This is a genomic window from Cardiobacterium hominis (genome assembly GCF_900637305.1).
GTDB classification, from domain to species: Bacteria; Pseudomonadota; Gammaproteobacteria; order Cardiobacteriales; family Cardiobacteriaceae; genus Cardiobacterium; species Cardiobacterium hominis.
Genome location: NZ_LR134365.1, coordinates 778,708 through 795,682, shown reverse-complemented (window position 1 = coordinate 795,682; position 16,975 = coordinate 778,708). Strand labels below are relative to the sequence as shown.

18 protein-coding genes are annotated in these 16,975 nt (G+C 61.6%); 10 read left to right on the top strand and 8 right to left on the bottom strand.

Features of this window, described 5'->3' with window-relative positions; all coding sequences use genetic code 11:
* Positions 1-128: 128 nt before the first annotated feature.
* The 4 genes from nagZ (at position 129) to EL199_RS03685 (ending at position 2,572) form a co-directional block, all read left to right on the top strand.
* Positions 129-1,136 carry a beta-N-acetylhexosaminidase gene (gene nagZ / locus EL199_RS03700; RefSeq protein ID WP_004138876.1) on the top strand — a complete coding sequence of 336 codons (1,008 nt, stop codon included), beginning with the start codon at positions 129-131 and terminating at the stop codon, positions 1,134-1,136.
* A 22-nt stretch (positions 1,137-1,158) separates the two neighbouring features.
* The gene (locus EL199_RS03695; protein ID WP_004138875.1) at positions 1,159-1,527 is read left to right on the top strand and encodes a hypothetical protein; all 369 of its coding nucleotides are present in this window, start codon (positions 1,159-1,161) and stop codon (positions 1,525-1,527) included.
* 2 nt (positions 1,528-1,529) lie between these two features.
* Positions 1,530-2,087, top strand: a complete 558-nt coding sequence (locus EL199_RS03690; protein ID WP_004138874.1) for a hypoxanthine-guanine phosphoribosyltransferase — start codon at positions 1,530-1,532, stop codon at positions 2,085-2,087.
* A 128-nt stretch (positions 2,088-2,215) separates the two neighbouring features.
* Positions 2,216-2,572, top strand: a complete 357-nt coding sequence (locus EL199_RS03685; RefSeq protein ID WP_040354321.1) for a hypothetical protein — start codon at positions 2,216-2,218, stop codon at positions 2,570-2,572.
* Between the two features lie 73 nt (positions 2,573-2,645).
* Here the strand turns inward: EL199_RS03685 and EL199_RS03680 are convergent, their stop codons facing one another.
* Positions 2,646-2,879, bottom strand: coding sequence for a hypothetical protein (locus tag EL199_RS03680; RefSeq protein WP_040354319.1), 234 nt, complete (start codon positions 2,877-2,879; stop codon positions 2,646-2,648).
* The gene (locus EL199_RS03675) at positions 2,858-3,193 is read right to left on the bottom strand and encodes a hypothetical protein (RefSeq protein WP_040354317.1); all 336 of its coding nucleotides are present in this window, start codon (positions 3,191-3,193) and stop codon (positions 2,858-2,860) included. Before EL199_RS03675 ends, EL199_RS03680 begins: the two co-directional genes overlap by 22 nt.
* Before the next feature lie 151 nt (positions 3,194-3,344).
* On the opposite strand from EL199_RS03675, the gene EL199_RS03670 reads away from it, so the two are divergent.
* Both EL199_RS03670 and EL199_RS03665 read left to right on the top strand, forming a co-directional pair.
* Entirely contained in the window at positions 3,345-4,319 is a 975-nt protein-coding gene (locus EL199_RS03670; protein ID WP_126315995.1) for an IS30 family transposase, read from the top strand.
* A 103-nt stretch (positions 4,320-4,422) separates the two neighbouring features.
* Positions 4,423-5,397, top strand: a complete 975-nt coding sequence (locus EL199_RS03665; RefSeq protein WP_126315994.1) for an IS30 family transposase — start codon at positions 4,423-4,425, stop codon at positions 5,395-5,397.
* A gap of 200 nt (positions 5,398-5,597) precedes the next feature.
* Here the strand turns inward: EL199_RS03665 and EL199_RS03660 are convergent, their stop codons facing one another.
* From EL199_RS03660 to gcvT, 4 genes are all read right to left on the bottom strand, one after another.
* Positions 5,598-6,806: an integrase core domain-containing protein gene (locus EL199_RS03660; RefSeq protein ID WP_126315993.1), complete on the bottom strand. Its 1,209-nt coding sequence runs from the start codon at positions 6,804-6,806 to the stop codon at positions 5,598-5,600.
* A 176-nt stretch (positions 6,807-6,982) separates the two neighbouring features.
* Complete coding sequence (locus tag EL199_RS03655) at positions 6,983-10,018, bottom strand: efflux RND transporter permease subunit (protein WP_004138870.1); 3,036 nt, start codon at positions 10,016-10,018, stop codon at positions 6,983-6,985.
* 228 nt (positions 10,019-10,246) lie between these two features.
* The gene (locus tag EL199_RS03650; RefSeq protein ID WP_004138869.1) at positions 10,247-11,287 is read right to left on the bottom strand and encodes an efflux RND transporter periplasmic adaptor subunit; all 1,041 of its coding nucleotides are present in this window, start codon (positions 11,285-11,287) and stop codon (positions 10,247-10,249) included.
* Positions 11,288-11,463: 176 nt separating this feature from the next.
* Complete coding sequence (gcvT, locus tag EL199_RS03645) at positions 11,464-12,567, bottom strand: glycine cleavage system aminomethyltransferase GcvT (RefSeq protein ID WP_004138867.1); 1,104 nt, start codon at positions 12,565-12,567, stop codon at positions 11,464-11,466.
* A 140-nt stretch (positions 12,568-12,707) separates the two neighbouring features.
* Between gcvT and infA the strand changes: the two genes are divergently transcribed.
* The 4 genes from infA to EL199_RS03625 all read left to right on the top strand — a co-directional run bounded on the left by infA (position 12,708) and on the right by EL199_RS03625 (position 15,413).
* The gene (gene infA / locus EL199_RS03640; RefSeq protein ID WP_004138866.1) at positions 12,708-12,926 is read left to right on the top strand and encodes a translation initiation factor IF-1; all 219 of its coding nucleotides are present in this window, start codon (positions 12,708-12,710) and stop codon (positions 12,924-12,926) included.
* A gap of 363 nt (positions 12,927-13,289) precedes the next feature.
* A complete protein-coding gene (locus EL199_RS03635; protein WP_004138861.1) occupies positions 13,290-13,733 on the top strand; it encodes a PTS sugar transporter subunit IIA in 444 nt (147 codons plus the stop codon).
* Positions 13,734-13,760: 27 nt separating this feature from the next.
* Positions 13,761-14,033 (top strand): PTS sugar transporter subunit IIB, encoded by a 273-nt coding sequence (locus EL199_RS03630; protein WP_004138860.1) that lies wholly within the window; start codon positions 13,761-13,763, stop codon positions 14,031-14,033.
* A gap of 9 nt (positions 14,034-14,042) precedes the next feature.
* On the top strand, positions 14,043-15,413 hold the full coding sequence (locus EL199_RS03625) for a PTS ascorbate transporter subunit IIC (RefSeq protein ID WP_004138859.1): 1,371 nt from the start codon (positions 14,043-14,045) through the stop codon (positions 15,411-15,413).
* A 126-nt stretch (positions 15,414-15,539) separates the two neighbouring features.
* Here the strand turns inward: EL199_RS03625 and EL199_RS03620 are convergent, their stop codons facing one another.
* Both EL199_RS03620 and EL199_RS03615 read right to left on the bottom strand, forming a co-directional pair.
* Positions 15,540-16,289, bottom strand: a complete 750-nt coding sequence (locus tag EL199_RS03620; RefSeq protein WP_004138858.1) for an amino acid ABC transporter ATP-binding protein — start codon at positions 16,287-16,289, stop codon at positions 15,540-15,542.
* 1 nt (position 16,290) lies between these two features.
* Positions 16,291-16,974, bottom strand: coding sequence for an ABC transporter permease subunit (locus EL199_RS03615; RefSeq protein WP_040354625.1), 684 nt, complete (start codon positions 16,972-16,974; stop codon positions 16,291-16,293).
* Position 16,975: the final 1 nt, after the last annotated feature.

Genomic DNA, 16,975 nt, shown 5'->3' with positions numbered 1-16,975 from the left:
GACGCGCATTAAACAGGCAAACGGGTTTCGAGTCAAGCCTTGCCACGGGATTTTTTGCGCGTGACGGCAAAATGCGCGCCGATGCGCCGCCGCGCCCGTGTTAAAATTGCGTTTTTTCGGGAGCTTGCATGAGTGCAGTCATTATCGGCATTGAGGGAACGATGCTGCTCGCGCAGGAAGCCGCGCAACTTCGTCGCCCGTTTTGTGCGGGCGTCATCCTTTTTAGCCGCAATTACAGCAGCCCGGCGCAGCTCAAGCGCCTCTGTGCCACCATCCGCGCGCAGCACCCGGATGCCATCATCTGTGTTGATCAGGAAGGCGGGCGGGTGCAGCGTTTCCGCGAAGGCTTCACCGCCCTGCCCGCGATGGGCGCGCTTGGCCGCTGTTTTGACCGCCGTCCGCTGCTTGCCTGCGAGCTGGCGGAAGCGGTGGGCGTCATCATCGCTTATGAATTGCGCCAGTTCAGTATTGATTTCAGCTTCACGCCGGTGCTGGATTTGCATGACCCCGTCTCGGAAGTCATCGGCGACCGCGCCTTGCATGCCAACCCGGCCGTCGTGGTAACACTCGCCGATGCCCTGCGCCGTGGCCTGGGTAACGTCGGCATGATCGCCGTCGGCAAACACTATCCCGGACACGGCCGCGTGGTCGGCGACTCGCACCACGTCCTGCCGCAAGACCCGCGCAGTACCGACGAGCGCGAGCCCGACCTGTACCCCTTCATTCGCCAGATAGAAAGCGGCATTGAAGCGCTGATGCCGGCGCATATCGTCTTCCCGCAGCGCGACCACCGCCCCGCCAGTTTCTCGCCCGTTCATATCAAGGAACTGCGCGCGCGCGGCTTTGACGGCGCGATTATCAGCGACGACCTCGACATGGCTGGTGCGCTTGGCATCGCCGATCCGGCAGAACGCATCCAGGCAGCGCTGGACGCGGGCGCAGACGTCACCCTGATGTGCAACGATTTCTCCGCCATCCGTCAGGCGCTGACCCGCAACTACTTCCACCGCGACCCCGCCGCCAGTGCGCGCCGTCTCGCCAACCTGCGCGGACGCCCCTTCGATGCGGCGGCGCTCGAACCCGCCTACCGCGCGGCGCAGGAAAAACTGCAAGCGCACGCGGCGCAACTTCTATAATGCGCGCCAACCCGGAGCAACCATGGCCGAAAAACTCGTCATCATCATATTGAACAGCAACCCGCAGAACAACGCGGAAGTCCTCGAACCCGTGTACCACGCGACCATCGCCGCCTCAATGGACTACAGCGCCGAAATCATCCTCGCCGGGCGTGCGGGCGAACTCGCCATCCGCGGCGTTGCGGACAAAATCGAGTCGGGGCGCAAGGCGGGCGAAACCCTCTACGACCTGCTCAAAGAAGCCTACCAGAGCGGCGTCGTTATCAAAGCGAGCAAATTCGTCGTACAAAAATGGGGCGACAACCTCATTGCCGAAGTCAGTGAAGTCGTCAGCGGTGGCTACATCGTCGGCGAAATCATGAACACCAACGTCAAAACCCTGAGCTACTAACCATGAAAACCCTCACCAACCAAGAACTCGAAACCGTCCTGCGCAACAGCGAATGCCTGATCGACAGCGGCCGCATCAACGCCGCCTACGACCACCTCGCCGCCCAGCTGAACCTGCACTACGCCGGATTGAACCCGCTCATCCTCGTCGTCATGAACGGCGGTCTCATCCCCGCCGGACAACTGCTGACGCGCCTTTCCTTCTTCCACCGCATGGACTACCTGCACGCCACGCGCTACCGCGACAACGCGGCGAGCAACGACCTCGTCTGGAAAATGCGGCCGACCGCGCCGATTGCGGGCGAACACATCCTGCTCATTGACGACATCTTCGACGAAGGCATCACCATCAAGGCTATCATTGACGAGCTCAAGGCGCAGAACCCGCAGAGCCTGCGCAGCGCGGTACTGCTCAACAAAAAACACGACCGCAAAGTCGCGGGTTACGCGCCGGACTTCGTCGGCAGCGAAGTGGAAGACCGCTACATCTACGGCTGCGGCATGGACTACCACGGCTACCTGCGCCACCTGCCGGGCATTTATGCGCTGAAACAGTCCTGAAGCAGCGCCTTTCGGGAGAAGGATCGGGGCGAACGTTACCCGCAAAACACCCCTTTCGTGTGCCGCATCGTTCCGCTCTCCCCCGGGCATCCTTTATATTTCACGCCCAACCACCGAGGTCCCCCGCCATGAAACCCCTCTTTCTCGCCGCCCTGCTTGCCCTTGGCGGCTGTGCCCAGAGCGACTACTTCGGCGACTACCACGAAAGCAGCACCGTCACCTACGGCATGGCGGGCAACAGCATCAGAAGCGACACCAGCGGCTACTGGCACGAACGCGGCGTGAGCGCGCCGCAAGGCGACGTCGCCATCTGGAACGACAGCGTCAATATCCACATCAACAGCAACCCGCCCTCGAACTACTACCGCCCCGGCGGTTACCGCCGCGGCTATGGCGACGAACCCTGTTACGTCGAACGGCAGGTCTATCAACACGGCCGACCGGTCACCATTCTGCAACCCTGCCACAGCTCGCCGTATTTCTGAAAGACTCAATTCAAAGCCCGCATCAGCGGGCTTTTTTGCACACATTCTGTCGGGTCGATAAGCATCCGGTGCGCTACTTATCGCGGCGGATCAAGATGACCGCGATGAGGGTAATCAGCAGCGCGATGACAAGCGGCTGGAGGAATACTTGCGCCGTCCACCAGCCGTACGCGCCGACCGGGTGCTCGGGGGCGAGAAGGATTTCTTTGGGCTGCGGGGAACGCAGGCTGCCAGCGGTCTGCCAGCCCATCGGCAGGTGGCTGGTGACGGGGAATTCGCGTCCGCTCAGGTCGCCAGTCGCCAGCACGGTGTATGGTGCTTTTGCGGGAGGACGCGGTCGGGCAGTTTGCCGCGGTTTTCCCAGGTGATGTCTTCGGCGCGGCACGTCCAGCCGGTTCCTAATGAGGCGCCGTCGCGTGTGCATGCGACCTGGCGGGCGATGCCGTTGCCGCGCACTTCCGCTTCGATACCGCCGCCGTGCGTCCATGCCAGCCGCTGGGCGATGCCCAGTAGCGCCGCGACGGTAAACACGATGGTGTAGATGGCGCCCGCAATCCATTTCATGGATGGTTCGCGGCTGGCGCGCGGGGTGTCTGCGGTGGTTCGGCGTGTTTTTTTCATGGGATAGCTCGTGGGGGCAGGCGCTTATTTATACATACACCTGAGCGCTCGATGTGTATGTGGCGAATTTACAATTCAAGTGCAACAGCTACAAAAAAGACATCCATAAGCGATACTGCAAAAAACATCAAAACATTGCAGGAGACCGAAAATGGATGCCTACCGTCATATTACGCCCATTGAGCGGGGTTGCATAATGACCTTGTTCAACCAAGGTCATAGCCCTGCCGCTATTGCCACCATGTTGAAGCGCCACAGATGCACCATCTTGCGCGAACTGAAGCGCAATAGCGATGGCGAAAACTATGACGCCAGCAAGGCGCAGGAGAAATACGACAGCAGGCGTAAGCTCTGCCGCCGCAAGCGTAAACTTGATGACCCGGAACTTTTTGCCCTGGTCAAGGAGAGGTTTCTGAAACTGCACTGGTCGCCGGAGCAGATTCAGTACCGCTTGCGCCACGAAGGCCGTCCGCACGCCATCAGCTACGCCACTATCTACCGCGGTATCTACGCCGGGCGTTTCAATGACCCCGACTGGGTGATAAGTGGCAAGCAAAGGCTGCGCCACCGTGGCAAGAAGCGGCGGCGCAAGGGCGAGCCGACACGTGATAACTTCCCGGTTGAGCATGCGCTGTCGGCGCGTCCGCCAGAGGCGCAGGCGCGGGAGCGCATGGGCGACTGGGAAGCTGATACCGTTGCAGGCGTGGTGGGTGGTGCGGTGTTGCTGACGTTGGTTGACCGCAAAAGCCGCTATCTGCGGTGCGTCCGGCTGGAGAAGAAGACGGCGGACGGCGTGAATGCGGCGATGATTGAAGCCTTGCGCGGGCAGACGGTACACAGCATCACGCCGGACCGGGGCAAGGAATTTGCGCGGCATGCGGTGGTGGCGGAGGCGTTGGGGATAAAAATATACATTCCGCCGCCGTACCAGCCGTGGCAGCGCGGGACAAACGAGAACACCAACGGCCTGTTGCGTGAATATTTTCCGAAGCATCAGGATATTGCGCAATATCCAGATGATTACATTGAAAAGGCGGTGCTGGCATTGAATAACCGACCGCGCAAATGTTTGCAGTGGAGGACGCCTTATGAAGTGTATTTTGATGAGGTGTTGCACTTGGTTTGACAATTCGCCGTGGCGAATTTACAATTCAAGTGCAACAGCTACAAATAAAGACATCCATAAGCGATACTGCAAAAAAACATCAAAACATTGCAGGAGACCGAAAATGGATGCCTACAGTCATATTACGCCCATTGAGCGGGGTTGCATAATGACCTTGTTCAACCAAGGTCATAGCCCCGCCGCTATTGCCACCATGTTGAAGGGTCACAGATGCACCATCTTGCGCGAACTGAAGCGCAATAGCGCTGGCGAAAACTACGACGCCAGCAAGGCGCAGGAGAAATACGACAGCAGGCGTAAGCTCTGCCGCCGCAAGCGTAAACTTGATGACCCGGAACTTTTTGCCCTGGTCAAGGAGAGGTTTCTGAAACTGCAATGGTCGCCGGAGCAGATTCAGTACCGCTTGCGCCACGAAGGCCGCCCGCACGCCATCAGCTACGCCACTATCTACCGCGGTATCTACGCCGGGCGTTTCAATGACCCCGACTGGGTGATAAGCGGCAAGCAAAGGCTGCGCCACCGTGGCAAGAAGCGGCGGCGCAAGGGCGAGCCGACACGTGATAACTTCCCGGTTAAGCATGCGCTGTCGGAGCGTCCGCCAGAGGCGCAGGCGCGGGAGCGACTTGGCGATTGGGAAGCCGATACCGTTGCAGGCGTGGTGGGTGGTGCGGTGTTGCTGACGTTGGTCGACCGCAAAAGCCGCTATCTGCGGTGCGTTCGGCTGGAGAAGAAGACGGCGGACGGCGTGAATGCGGCGATGATTGAAGCCTTGCGCGAGCAGACGGTACACAGCATCACGCCAGACCGGGGCAAGGAATTTGCGCGGCATGCGGTGGTGGCGGAGGCGTTGGGGATAAAAATATACATTCCGCCGCCGTACCAGCCGTGGCAACGCGGCACGAACGAGAACACCAACGGCTTGTTGCGTGAATATTTTCCGAAGCATCAGGATATTGCGCAATATCCTGATGATTACATTGAAAAGGCGGTGCTGGCATTGAATAACCGCCCGCGCAAATGTTTGCAGTGGAGGACGCCTTATGAAGTGTATTTTGATGAGGTGTTGCACTTGGTTTGACAATTCGCCGTATAGCGATACACCGAAAGCCTCAGACAAGGCGCATCGACTAAGGCAGTACGCATGTACGGCGAGGAGATGCAACGCCGTATGAGGCTTTCGGGGGATTGCTATAAATGGCTAATGGATTTAGCGGATGGCGCCGCTGCGCGGATTATCTGCTGCCCCCGGTAGAACACAGACCTTGTTTACACTTTAACCTAAACACGTTGTTTACACCGAGGGGTTTCCGGGCGGACAATCTCGCGCCACTGTGTCAGCGGTTCAATCCTGCCCGTCCGGTCGTTGAGAAAGCCAAGCGGATGAAAGCGGTAGCGCACTTCCCACACACCGTCGCCGTACGGCAGAAGCGCTATCCGCTCGCCCGCAAGCAGCGCGCTTGCATGTACCATCCGTCCGCGCCATTTGATTTCCCCGCTTTGCCGTACGCTGCGGATGATCGCCTGGCTATCGTATTCGTATGGCACGATGCGCCCGGTGTATGCGCGCGGCGACGGTCGGTACAGGGCCGATGGCACCGCACCACCCAACCCTTCATGCATGCGTTTTTCGTTGTATTCTTTCATAAATGCGTCGAGGCGCATCCGCAATGTCGAAAGCTCCTCCCGCACGCTGTCCACCCCTGCCAGCCATGCTTTCAGGCTGCGGTGCATGCGTTCGTGTCGGCCATTTTGTTCGGGATGCCCCGGGTTGGTGCGCTCCACCCGGATGCCCAAATCTATGAATTGTTTGGACAAGCGGCTCAATCCACCCAGGCTGCGCGTGGCAAAGGGTGTACCGTTGTCGCTCAGGATGCTCCAGGGCATGCCGTTTTCGGCAAACAGCCGCTCGAACTGCGGCCAGACGCCTGCGTAAGCAGTACTGGCAAGTCCATGACAACACAGCAGTTTGCGGCTGTAGTTGTCGCTGACGGTGAGCGGGAAGCAGCGTCCGCCGCGCATGGCGAAATCCCCCTTGAAGTCCACGCTCCAGCTTTGGTTGGGCGCATCGGCGGCGGTAAACGGGCTGGCATCGGCGCTGATGCCGCGCCGGGGCTTGCGCGCTTTGACCAGGCCAGCGCGCTTGAGGATGAGGTCACCGGTGCTGTCGGCAGGCCAGGCCTCATGCGGCGCACGGCGGCGCAGCAGGGCAAGCAGCTTTTTCGCGCCCCAGCTGGGATGCTCGCGCTTGGCGGCGCAGAGCAGCTCGCACAGGCGGGCATCGGTGGCGCGTGGGCAGCCTGCCGGGCGGCTGGAATGGTCGGCAAGGGCGGCCATACCGCCCTGTTTGAAGCGCACAATCCATTTGTCGCCAGTCACGCGGCTGATGCCAAACTGGCGGCAGAGCGCGATTTTGCTGTATTTCTGGCTGAGCCAGGCGTTGATGAACATTTCTCGTTGTTGCATGACGTTCGTTTGTCTCCAGGGCATGGGTATCTCCGAGGGGGCGATACCGTAATGTTGGATGTAAACGAGGTCTTTAGGTTGTTTTGTAAAGGAGGTCTTTGGGTTGTACCCCCACCCCGACCCTCCCCCACGGGGGAGGGGGCGTATTTGTTATGAAAATGACAGAACGCCATCGTTTGCAGGGTGGGTCTTGCCCCACTCTACGCTTTCCGCCGCCGCAGCAAGCGCCCCAGGTCGTCCATCAGGGTGTAAACCACCGGGATGACGACGAGGCTTAACAGTGTCGAGGTGACGAGTCCGCTCACCACCGCTGCCGCCATCGGCTGCGGGAAGGTCGGGTCGCCGCTGCCCCAGCCGAGCAGGAGCGGCGTCATCCCCGCGCCCATGGCGATACTGGTCATGATGATGGGGCGGGCGCGTTTGTGGCAGGCGTCAATCAGCGCGTCAAAGCGGTTCATGCCGTCGCGGCGTTCGGCGATGATGGCGTAGTCCACCAGCAGGATGGAGTTTTTGGTGGCAATCCCCATTAGCATGATGAAGCCGATCATCGACGACATGCTGATGCTGCTGCCGAGGATGAGCAGCCCCGCAAACGCGCCGCCAATGGAGAGCGGGAGCGCCATGAGGATGGTGAAGGGTTGCAGCACGCGGTGGAAGAGCAGCACGAGGATGGCGTAGATGCAGAAGATGCCGACGCCCATCGCCAGGATGAAGCCGCTGAACAGTTCTTTCATCATTTCTGCCTGGCCGATGTCGTTGGCGCGTACCGCGGGCGGCAGATTTTGCATGGTCGGGGTATTGCGCACGGCGTCGGCGAGTTCGCCCAGCGCGCCGCGCCCGACTTGCACGGTGATCATGATTTCGCGCGCGCGTTCGTAGCGGGTGATGGTTGCAGGGCCACCGGCGAAGGCGAGACGGGCAACGTCGCCGACGCGCGTCTTGCCGTCGATGGTCAAATCTTCCAGCGTCGCCAAATCGGCGCGCGCCGCTTCCGGCAGGCGGACGACGACCGGCAGTTGGCGGCTGTCGAGATTGAGTTTGGCGAGGCGCTGTTCGTAGTCGCCTTGGGTGGCGATGCGCAGGGTGTCCGCCAGTTGCAGGGTGGTAACGCCACGGTCGGCCATCTTCAGCGGGTCGGGGTAGAGGCGCAGCTCTTCGCGCGCGAGGCTCTTGGTGCTGGTCACGCTGCCCGCGTTGGGCAGGGCGCGGATATCGCGCATCAGCGCCTGCGCGGTCTCATCGAGGATTTGCGGATTATCGCTGGTGAGCGAGACGATATAGCCCGGCGCGCCGCCGTTACTGAGCCCCACGGTAAAACGCGCCCCGGCGACGTTTTTCAGCCGCGCCTCGATTTCGCGCTCAATCGCGCTTTTGCTCGGCCGGGTGCCGCGCGGCGCGAGGACGAGTTCCAGGTCGGCGCGGTGCCGGCTTTTGCCGCCGTTGCTGCCGATGTCGCCCGCCAGCCGCCCGACGGAGCTGAAGATGTGGGCAACGCCCGGCACGTCGGCAATCGCCCGCCGCGCCGCCTCGCTTACCGCCAGCGTGTCTTCCAGCGTCGCATCCGGCGTCAGCTCGATGCTGACGCGGCTCTGGTTCATATCATCATCCGGCATGAACGTGCTGGGCAAATGCCGCGCGAGCGACAGGGAAAAAACAAACAGCGCGATGGTGACAGCGAGCGTCGTCCAGCGCCAGCGCAGGGTAAAGCCGACAAAAGCAAGATACGCGCGCATCAGGGCGCCGTCGCGCCGCACCACCTCGCGCGACTCCGCCTTCAGCACATAAGCCGCCATCATTGGCGTTACCAGACGGGCGACGGCCAGCGAGAAAAACACCGCAATCGCCGCCGTCCAGCCGAACTGGCGGAAAAACTGACCGATGACGCCACTCATGAACGCCGTCGGCAAAAAAACTGCAATCAGCGTAAACGTCGTGGCGATGACCGCGAGACCAATCTCGTCCGCCGCCTCCATCGCCGCCTCATACGGCGACTTGCCGCCGCGCAAATGGCGGATGATATTCTCAATCTCCACAATCGCATCATCGACCAGCACGCCAATCACCAAAGACAGCGCGAGCAGCGAAATAATGTTCAAACTAAAACCCAGCAGCCACATCACCAAAAACGCCGGAATCACCGACAGCGGCAGCGCCACGGCGGCGACCAGCGTCGCCCGCCAATTCCGCAAAAACACAAAAACCACCACCACCGCCAGCAGCCCGCCCTCAACCAACATATCGAGCGAATTCTCATAATCCTCCTCGACCGGTGTGGCGCGGTCATAGACCTTGGTAATCCTGAACTGCGGAAAATCCGCCTGAACACGCGCAAGCTCCGCCTCAATCGCGTGCATCACCCCGACCTCGCTCGCGCCCCGGCTGCGCACCACCTCAAACGCCACCACCGTCTCGCCATCAAACAGCGCATGCGAATCCGCCTCCGCCGCACCATCGCGCACCGTGGCAAAATCCCCCAGCCGCTGCGCCCCACCCGCCGACTGCACCCGCAAATCGGCAATATCCGCCGCCTGCGACTGCGCACCGAGCGCCCGCACCGACTGCTTGCCGCCGCCAATCTGCGCCTCACCGCCAGACACATCGCGCTGCAATGCCGCCACCTGCGCCGCCACCGCGCTAATCGGCAAACCAAGCGCCTTCAGACGCACCGGATCGGGCAGCACCTCCACCGTACGCGACAAACCGCCGACACGGCTGACACTGCCCACCCCCGGAATCCCCAGCAGACGGCGCGACAAACGATCATCCACAAACCACGACAACGACAACGCATCCATCCCCTGCGCCGCCACCGAAAACGTCAACAGCGGCATCCCGCTCGTCCCCACCTTGGAAATCACCGGATCCAGCGCATCGGCGGGCAAATCACTGCGAATCTCGCCGACCGCCGAGCGCACCTCATCCACCGCCTCCTGCAAATCCTTCTCCAGACGGAACTCAATCACCGTCGTGGACAAGCCGGTCTGCAACGTACTGCGAACATTCTTCACCCCGTCGAGCGACGCAAGACGACTCTCCACCTTCTTCGCCACATCCGACTCCAACTGCTGCGGCGACGCGCCGGTGAGCGCCACCGACACCACCACCACCGGAAAATCCATATCCGGAAACTGCTGCACCCGCATCGCATGAAAACCATGCCAACCACCGAGCGACAACAAAATGAACAACAACACCGCTACCAGCGGATTGCGAATAGACCAGGCAGAAACATTCATCGAAAAACCTTCCCACTCACACAACAAAAAAACGGCGCGCCCTTAAACAGCACAAACCCCGTAGGGTGGGGCTTGCCCCACCGCTTCTAACGAACACGCAATACCGCAAACCGCTCACCAATGCGCTCCCTCCCCCGTGGGGAGCCCGGGGTGGGGTTACTGGCGTCACGCGCAGCATTTCTGACGGAGCACCATTACATACACATCGCGCGCCCAGATGCATACCAATCACTCCCCGACCACCCGCACCACATCACCATCCTGCAAAAAACTGCCGCTGCGCAACACAAACCGCGCGCCCTCCGGCAGCCCGTCGCGCACCACCACACGGTCGCCGAGGCGCTCACCCAGCACCAGCGCCTGCCGCCGCACACGATTCCCCGCCTCGACCAGCACCACAAAATCCTGCCCGTCCTCGCGCACCAGCGCCGACACCGGCACCGCCCACACCTCCTCCTTGCCGAGCAAAAACTGACCGCGCAACAACAAATTGGCGCGCAAATCCGCATGCCGCTCCAGCGCGACAAACACCACCACCCGCCGCGACTGCGCATCCGCGACCGGCGCGAACAACCGCACCCGCCCCGGCACCGCTACCTCACCCACCAACACCCGCGCGGGCGTGCCGACCTTGAGCCGCTGCGCATCCTCCGGCGACACCTGCGCCTGCCACTCCAGCGCGCCATCGACCTGCAACACAAACAGCGGCGAACCCACCCCCGCCGTCATCCCGACCTCTGCCGGACGCGCCGCGACCACCCCGGCCACCGGCGCACGCACCTCCGCATAACCCAGCCGCAACTGCGCCAACTTGCGCGCAGCCACCGCGCCATTGAGCGCCGCCTGCCCCTCGCGCACCGCCGACGCCAACTGCTCCGAATCACTGACACTCACCGCGCGCTCCTGCACCAACTTGCCCGCCCGCGCCGCATTGCGCTTTGCCTGGGCAAGCGCTGCCTGCGCCCGTGCCTCCTGCGCCTGCGCCTGCGCCAACTCCTGCTGCAACAACGCCGCATCAAAACGCGCCAACACCTGCCCCGCCTGCACCCTATCGCCAATATCCGCCTCAAGCCGGGCGAGCGACACCCCGGCGACCTGCGCATTGACCGCCGCCAACTCGCGCGCGACCACCACACCATCGGCGGCAAGCGAACGCTCATGCGCGACGCGCGCGGCCTGCGCGACCTCAACCGCGAGCGCCGCCTGCTCCTGCGCCTGCACGAGCGCCGCCAACAACAAACCCATCCCAAAAACCAAACCGCGAACCATGACGCACTTCCTTTACCTATCAAGCGATAACCGCAGTCTAACAAAAACGGATGGACAAAAATTGCGCAAGCTACGGCGGCAGACAACAAAGAACCCCGCCGAAGCGGGGCCAATCCGTAAGGTGGGGCTTGCCCCACCGTGAAAAAACAAAGGGCGGGTTACCCCGCCCCTGCCCGTTACTTCTTGTAATCCTTCTTCACAAACGGCATGGCGACAACCTCCACCGCCACATCCTTGCCGCGTACTTTGGCGACCAATTTCGTGCCGACGGCGGCGTGCGCGGCCTGCACATAACCCATCGCAATCGGCGCATTCAGCGTCGCGCCGAAACCGCCGCTCGTCACCTCGCCGACTTTCTCCGCGCCCAAATACAACTCGGTGTGGGCGCGCACCGGTGCGCGGCCGTCAATGGCAAGGCCGACGCGCTTGCGCGGCGCGCCATTTTCAATCTGCTCGCCGACAACATCCGCGCCCGGATAGCCGCCCGCACGCTCGCCACCCGGACGGCGCACCTTCTGAATCGCCCAGATGAGACTGGCTTCAATCGGCGTGGTGGTCGCATCAATATCGTTGCCATAGAGGCACAGCCCCGCTTCCAGACGCAGACTGTCGCGCGCGCCGAGGCCGACCGGCTTGACGCGCGGGTCTTTGCAAAGCAAATCAGCCAGCACCGCGGCGCGGTCATCCGGCACGGAAATCTCATAGCCATCCTCGCCGGTATAGCCGCTGCGGCTGACCCAGCACGGAATACCGAGCAGGGTGAACTCGCCACCGTGCATAAAAGTCAAATCGCGCACCGCTGGCTCAATCGCCGCCAGCACCTCCACCGCCTCCGGCCCTTGCAGTGCAAGCAGCGAGCGCGCCTGCCACCAAGAAACCTCACAATCCGGCAGCCCCGCGCGCAGCTTGGCAAAATCGGCGTCCTTGCAGGCGGCATTGACGACCACATAAAAATCCTCCGCGCGCCGCGTCAGCATCAAATCATCATCAATCCCGCCCTGGGCGTTCATCAAAAGCGCATAGCGCTGCTGGCCGACCGCAAGCCCCTGCAAATCCACGGGCAAAAGACGCTCCAGACTCGCGGCGACATCCGCGCCGTGCACCAGCACCTGCCCCATGTGCGAAACATCAAACAAACCGGCGTGCTCGCGCGTCCAAAGATGCTCCTTGACGATGCCGTCCTCGTACTGCACCGGCATGGCATAACCGGCGAAAGGAACGATTTTCGCGCCACGGGCGACATGCCAGCCATACAAAGCAGTGTGTTTTTCTGTGCTCATGTGTTGCTCCTGTGTGAAAGAATCGCTAAAGATTAACACGTTTCCGGCAGCGGCGGGCGCGATAACCGCGCGGCGCGCTTTGTAATTGCCCCGCCAACTTGCTACAATCCGCGCGTTTTTTCCCCTCCATACAGGTAACTATGTCCAAAGAAGAAAACATCGAAATGATCGGCACCGTGGTGGAAACACTCCCGAACACCACCTTCCGCGTCGAGCTGGAAAACGGCCACATGATTAACGCCCACATCTCCGGGCGGATGCGCAAACACTACATCCGCATCCTCACCGGCGACAAAGTGAAAGTCGAAATGACGCCGTACGACCTCTCCAAAGGCCGCATCATTTTCCGCGAAAAATAAACCGCCACCCGCTTCCAGCCCGACACCCGTCGGGCTTTTTCTTATACCACTTTCACAACCCACGGAGAAAAATACGGGCGGTTAGGCCATTGTGCCGACCTTTCTTCTAAACGTAGGGTGGGGCTTGCCCCACCATTTCCCCCGCATCCGCGGATGGCTCCCGCCTAAATACGCCCGCGATGGATGCGCGGTGCGCCAAAGTGCGACCTATGGCGGTCATCGTGAGAGGCAGAATGTTGAATCATCTTTATCCCGCTTCCGTATATGTAAACCGCCTTTCGCCCCGCCAATGCTCAAAAAACCCCGCAGGTACGGGGTTTTTTCCGCTATGATATTCATAAATCCACACATCAGGAACACAAAATGCTCGCAAATTACCTGCCCGCGGCGCATATTCAGCGCGTGGCACAGGTCGCCGATTGGCAAGCCGCGTTGCGCCTTTGCGCGGCGCCGCTGCGCGCTGGCGGTTTTATCACGCCCGCGTATGTGGACGCCATCATCGCCACGCATGAGAAAATCGGCCCGTATTATGTGCTGGCGCCGCAGATTGCCCTCGCCCACGCCCGCCCGGAAGACGGCGCGCTGCGTCAAGGTCTGGCGCTGCTGGTGCTGGAGCAGCCGGTCGCTTTTCACAGTACGGAAAATGATCCGGTGGATTTGGTGTGGATGTTCTGCGCGACCGACCACAAGGCGCACTTGTCGATGCTCGCCGCGCTAGCCGAGTTGTTGGACAACGCCGCCACGCTCGCCGCCATCCGCGCCGCCAAAGACGCGCCAGCCATCGCCGCGCTGGCCGCGCCCTTCTGATTTCTTAAACGCAAACGGGAGAACACTATGAAAATCATGGCAGTATGCGCTCACGGTCTCGGCAGCAGCTTTTTGATGGAGATGAACATCAAGAAGGCGCTGGCCAAATTAGGAATTGAAGCGGAAGTCGCCCACTCCGACCTCTCCGTCACCGCCTCCGGCGATGCCGACCTGTTCGTGATGGGCGCGGACATTGTCGATAGCTCCAGCATTGAGCGCAGCAAGGTCATCGTCATCAACAATCTCGTCAGCGCCGACGAATTTGAGCGCAAGCTGGCGGTTTACTTCCACCGCGACTAGGAGCGACTCATGAAAGCGCTGCTCGACTTCATCGTCGATATTCTCAAGGTGCCGTCCGTGCTGGTCGGCATCATCGCCCTCATCGGTCTGATTGCGCAGAAAAAGCCCGTCGCCGATATCATCAAGGGCACCATCAAGACCATCCTCGGCTTCATCGTTTTGGGCGGCGGCGCGGGCGTGCTGCTCGGCTCGCTCAACCCGCTCGGCGACATTTTCCAGCAGGCGTTCAACGTGCAGGGCGTGGTGCCGAACAACGAAGCCATCGTCTCCACCGCGCTGGAGAAATACGGCACGGCGACCGCGCTCATCATGGCGTTTGGCATGGTGGCAAACATCGCCATCGCCCGCTTCACCCGCCTCAAATTCATTTTCCTCACCGGCCACCACACGTTCTATATGGCGTGCATGATTGCGGTCATCCTCGTCGTCGCCGGTTTTGAAGGTGCGCATCTGGTGCTGGTCGGCTCGCTCAGTCTCGGCTTGGTCATGGCATTTTTCCCGTTCATCGCCCAGCCCTTCATGCGCGACATCACCGGCAGCGACGAAGTCGGCTTCGGCCATTTCGGCACGGTCGGCTACGTGCTGGCGGGGCTGGTCGGGCGCGGCCTGCGCGGCAAATCGCGCTCCACCGAAGAAATGAACCTGCCGAAAAACCTCGGCTTCCTGCGCGACAGCTCCGTTTCCATTGCGCTCACCATGATGGTCATCTACCTCGTGCTGGTCATCGCCGCCGGGCAGGACTTCGTGCAAGGCCAATACAGCAAAGGGCAGAACTACCTTGTCTGGGCGGTCATCCAGGCGATTACCTTCGCCGCGGGCGTGTTCATCATCCTGCAAGGCGTGCGCCTCATCCTCGCCGAAATCGTCCCCGCCTTCACCGGCTTCTCGCAAAAACTGGTGCCGAACGCGCGCCCGGCGCTCGATTGCCCCATCGTCTTCCCCTATGCGCCGAATGCGGTGCTGGTCGGCTTCCTCGCCAGCTTCGCCGGTGGCCTCGTCGGCCTCTTTATCCTCGGCAAACTGAACTGGGTGCTGATTCTGCCCGGCGTGGTGCCGCACTTCTTCTGCGGCGCGACCGCAGGCGTGTTCGGCAACGCCGTCGGCGGCCGCCTCGGCGCGGTGGTGGGCGCCTTCCTGCACGGCATCCTCATCACCTTCCTGCCGGTGTGGCTGCTGCCGGTGCTGGGCGACCTCGGCTTTGCCAACACCACCTTCTCCGACGCCGACTTCGGCGTGGTCGGCATTGCGCTTGGCTGGCTCGGCAGCCATGCCGGACGCTTTGCCATCACCGCGCTGGTAATTGGCATCGTCGCCGCGCTGGTCGCTTATAACTACGCCGTGCCAGTGAAAGCGAAAGTCGCGGACAAGGCGAAAGGCTGACGCCACGCATCCCGGTGGGGCAAGCCCCACCCTACGCATCCAAAGCAAAGCCCGCATCATGCGGGCTTTTTTTGCGGCGGATTTCAACCGCCCCTAGGTGCGTCTTAGCGCACAACGTTTATCGCCCTACTCCGCCCGGATTTGTTGCAGGAAGCGCCGCGTGCGTTCGTGCTGCGGGCGGTGGAAGAGGTCGTCCGGTTTGCCCTGCTCGACGATGACGCCGCCGTCCATCATCACCACCACGTCCGCCACTTCCAGCGCGAATTTGACTTCGTGGGTGACGACGATCATCGTCCAGCCTTCCGCCGCCAGCTCCTTGATGGTGTTCAGCACTTCTTGCACCAGCTCGGGGTCGAGCGCCGAGGTGGGTTCGTCAAAGAGCATCAACTCGGGGCGGATGGCGAGCGCGCGGGCGATGCCGACGCGCTGTTGTTGGCCGCCGGAGAGTTGCCAGGGGTAATGTTCGCCTCTGTCGGCGAGGCCGACTTTTTCCAGCAGGTATTGGGCGTCGTCGCGCGCTTCGTTCACGCTTCTGCCCTGGACGATGACCGGCCCTTCCATGATGTTTTCCCGCGCGGTTTTGTGCGGAAAGAGGTTGTAGTGCTGGAAGACCATGCCGGATTTGCGGCGCAGGGCGAGGATATCTTTTTTGCCCGGTTTGCGCGCGAAGTCAATGGCAAGGGGGGCTGCGCCGTCGAAGGTTATCGTCCCCGCTTCCGGCATTTCCAGCGCGTTCAGGCAGCGGAGGAAGGTGGTTTTGCCACTGCCGGAGGGGCCGAGGATGACGACGACGCTGCCTTTGGCGATGTCCAGGTCGATGCCGTGCAGGATGGTGTGGTCGCCGAAGGTTTTGTGGATGTTGCGGATGGTGAGCATGTTATTTGGCGATGTAGCGGTCGAGGCGGCGCTCCAGGCGGCTTTGCGCCAGCGAGAGGCCGAAGCAGAAGATCCAGTAAACCAGCGCCGCTTCGATATAGACCGGCAGGAAGTCGTAGCTGGCGTTGGCGATTTGTTGTGCGGCGCGGAACAGTTCGGTGATGGTGACGGTCGAGGCGAGCGAGGTTTCTTTGAAGAGACCGATGAAGCTGTTGGACAAGGGCGGCACGGAGACGCGCAGCGCCTGCGGCAGGATGATGCGGCGGAAGGTTTGCAGGTAGGTCATGCCGATGGTGAAGCCCGCTTCCCATTGGCCGCGCGGCACGGAGAGGATGGCGGCGCGCACGGTTTCGGAGGCGTAGGCGCCGACGTTGAGCGAGAAGCCGATGATGGCGGTCGGCAGCGGGTCGAGGGTGATGCCCACCGCGGGCAGACCGTAGAAGACGATCATCAGTTGTACCAGCATCGGCGTGCCGCGGATGGCGGAGACGTAGGCATGCACCACGGCCAGCAGCAGGCGGTGGGCGATGCCCGTCGCCGGCACGACCCGCACCAGCGCGACCAGTAGCGCGATGATGAGGCCGATGATGAAGGCGACGACGGCGAGCGGGATGGAATAGAGCACGGCGGCAATCAGCATCGGGCGGAAGGCGTTGCCGACCAGCGTGACCCGCGCCTCGCTCATA

Excerpts from the sequence above, each read along its gene's own strand:
- nagZ (WP_004138876.1), top strand. The coding sequence starts at position 129 with ATGAGTGCAGTCATTATCGGCATTGAGGGAACGATGCTGCTCGCGCAG.
- EL199_RS03695 (WP_004138875.1), top strand. The coding sequence starts at position 1,159 with ATGGCCGAAAAACTCGTCATCATCATATTGAACAGCAACCCGCAGAAC.
- EL199_RS03690 (WP_004138874.1), top strand. The coding sequence starts at position 1,530 with ATGAAAACCCTCACCAACCAAGAACTCGAAACCGTCCTGCGCAACAGC.
- EL199_RS03685 (WP_040354321.1), top strand. The coding sequence starts at position 2,216 with ATGAAACCCCTCTTTCTCGCCGCCCTGCTTGCCCTTGGCGGCTGTGCC.
- EL199_RS03675 (WP_040354317.1), bottom strand. The coding sequence starts at position 3,193 with ATGAAAAAAACACGCCGAACCACCGCAGACACCCCGCGCGCCAGCCGC.
- EL199_RS03670 (WP_126315995.1), top strand. The coding sequence starts at position 3,345 with ATGGATGCCTACCGTCATATTACGCCCATTGAGCGGGGTTGCATAATG.
- EL199_RS03665 (WP_126315994.1), top strand. The coding sequence starts at position 4,423 with ATGGATGCCTACAGTCATATTACGCCCATTGAGCGGGGTTGCATAATG.
- EL199_RS03660 (WP_126315993.1), bottom strand. The coding sequence starts at position 6,806 with ATGCCCTGGAGACAAACGAACGTCATGCAACAACGAGAAATGTTCATC.
- EL199_RS03655 (WP_004138870.1), bottom strand. The coding sequence starts at position 10,018 with ATGAATGTTTCTGCCTGGTCTATTCGCAATCCGCTGGTAGCGGTGTTG.
- EL199_RS03650 (WP_004138869.1), bottom strand. The coding sequence starts at position 11,287 with ATGGTTCGCGGTTTGGTTTTTGGGATGGGTTTGTTGTTGGCGGCGCTC.
- gcvT (WP_004138867.1), bottom strand. The coding sequence starts at position 12,567 with ATGAGCACAGAAAAACACACTGCTTTGTATGGCTGGCATGTCGCCCGT.
- infA (WP_004138866.1), top strand. The coding sequence starts at position 12,708 with ATGTCCAAAGAAGAAAACATCGAAATGATCGGCACCGTGGTGGAAACA.
- EL199_RS03635 (WP_004138861.1), top strand. The coding sequence starts at position 13,290 with ATGCTCGCAAATTACCTGCCCGCGGCGCATATTCAGCGCGTGGCACAG.
- EL199_RS03630 (WP_004138860.1), top strand. The coding sequence starts at position 13,761 with ATGAAAATCATGGCAGTATGCGCTCACGGTCTCGGCAGCAGCTTTTTG.
- EL199_RS03625 (WP_004138859.1), top strand. The coding sequence starts at position 14,043 with ATGAAAGCGCTGCTCGACTTCATCGTCGATATTCTCAAGGTGCCGTCC.
- EL199_RS03620 (WP_004138858.1), bottom strand. The coding sequence starts at position 16,289 with ATGCTCACCATCCGCAACATCCACAAAACCTTCGGCGACCACACCATC.
- EL199_RS03615 (WP_040354625.1), bottom strand. The coding sequence starts at position 16,974 with ATGAGCGAGGCGCGGGTCACGCTGGTCGGCAACGCCTTCCGCCCGATG.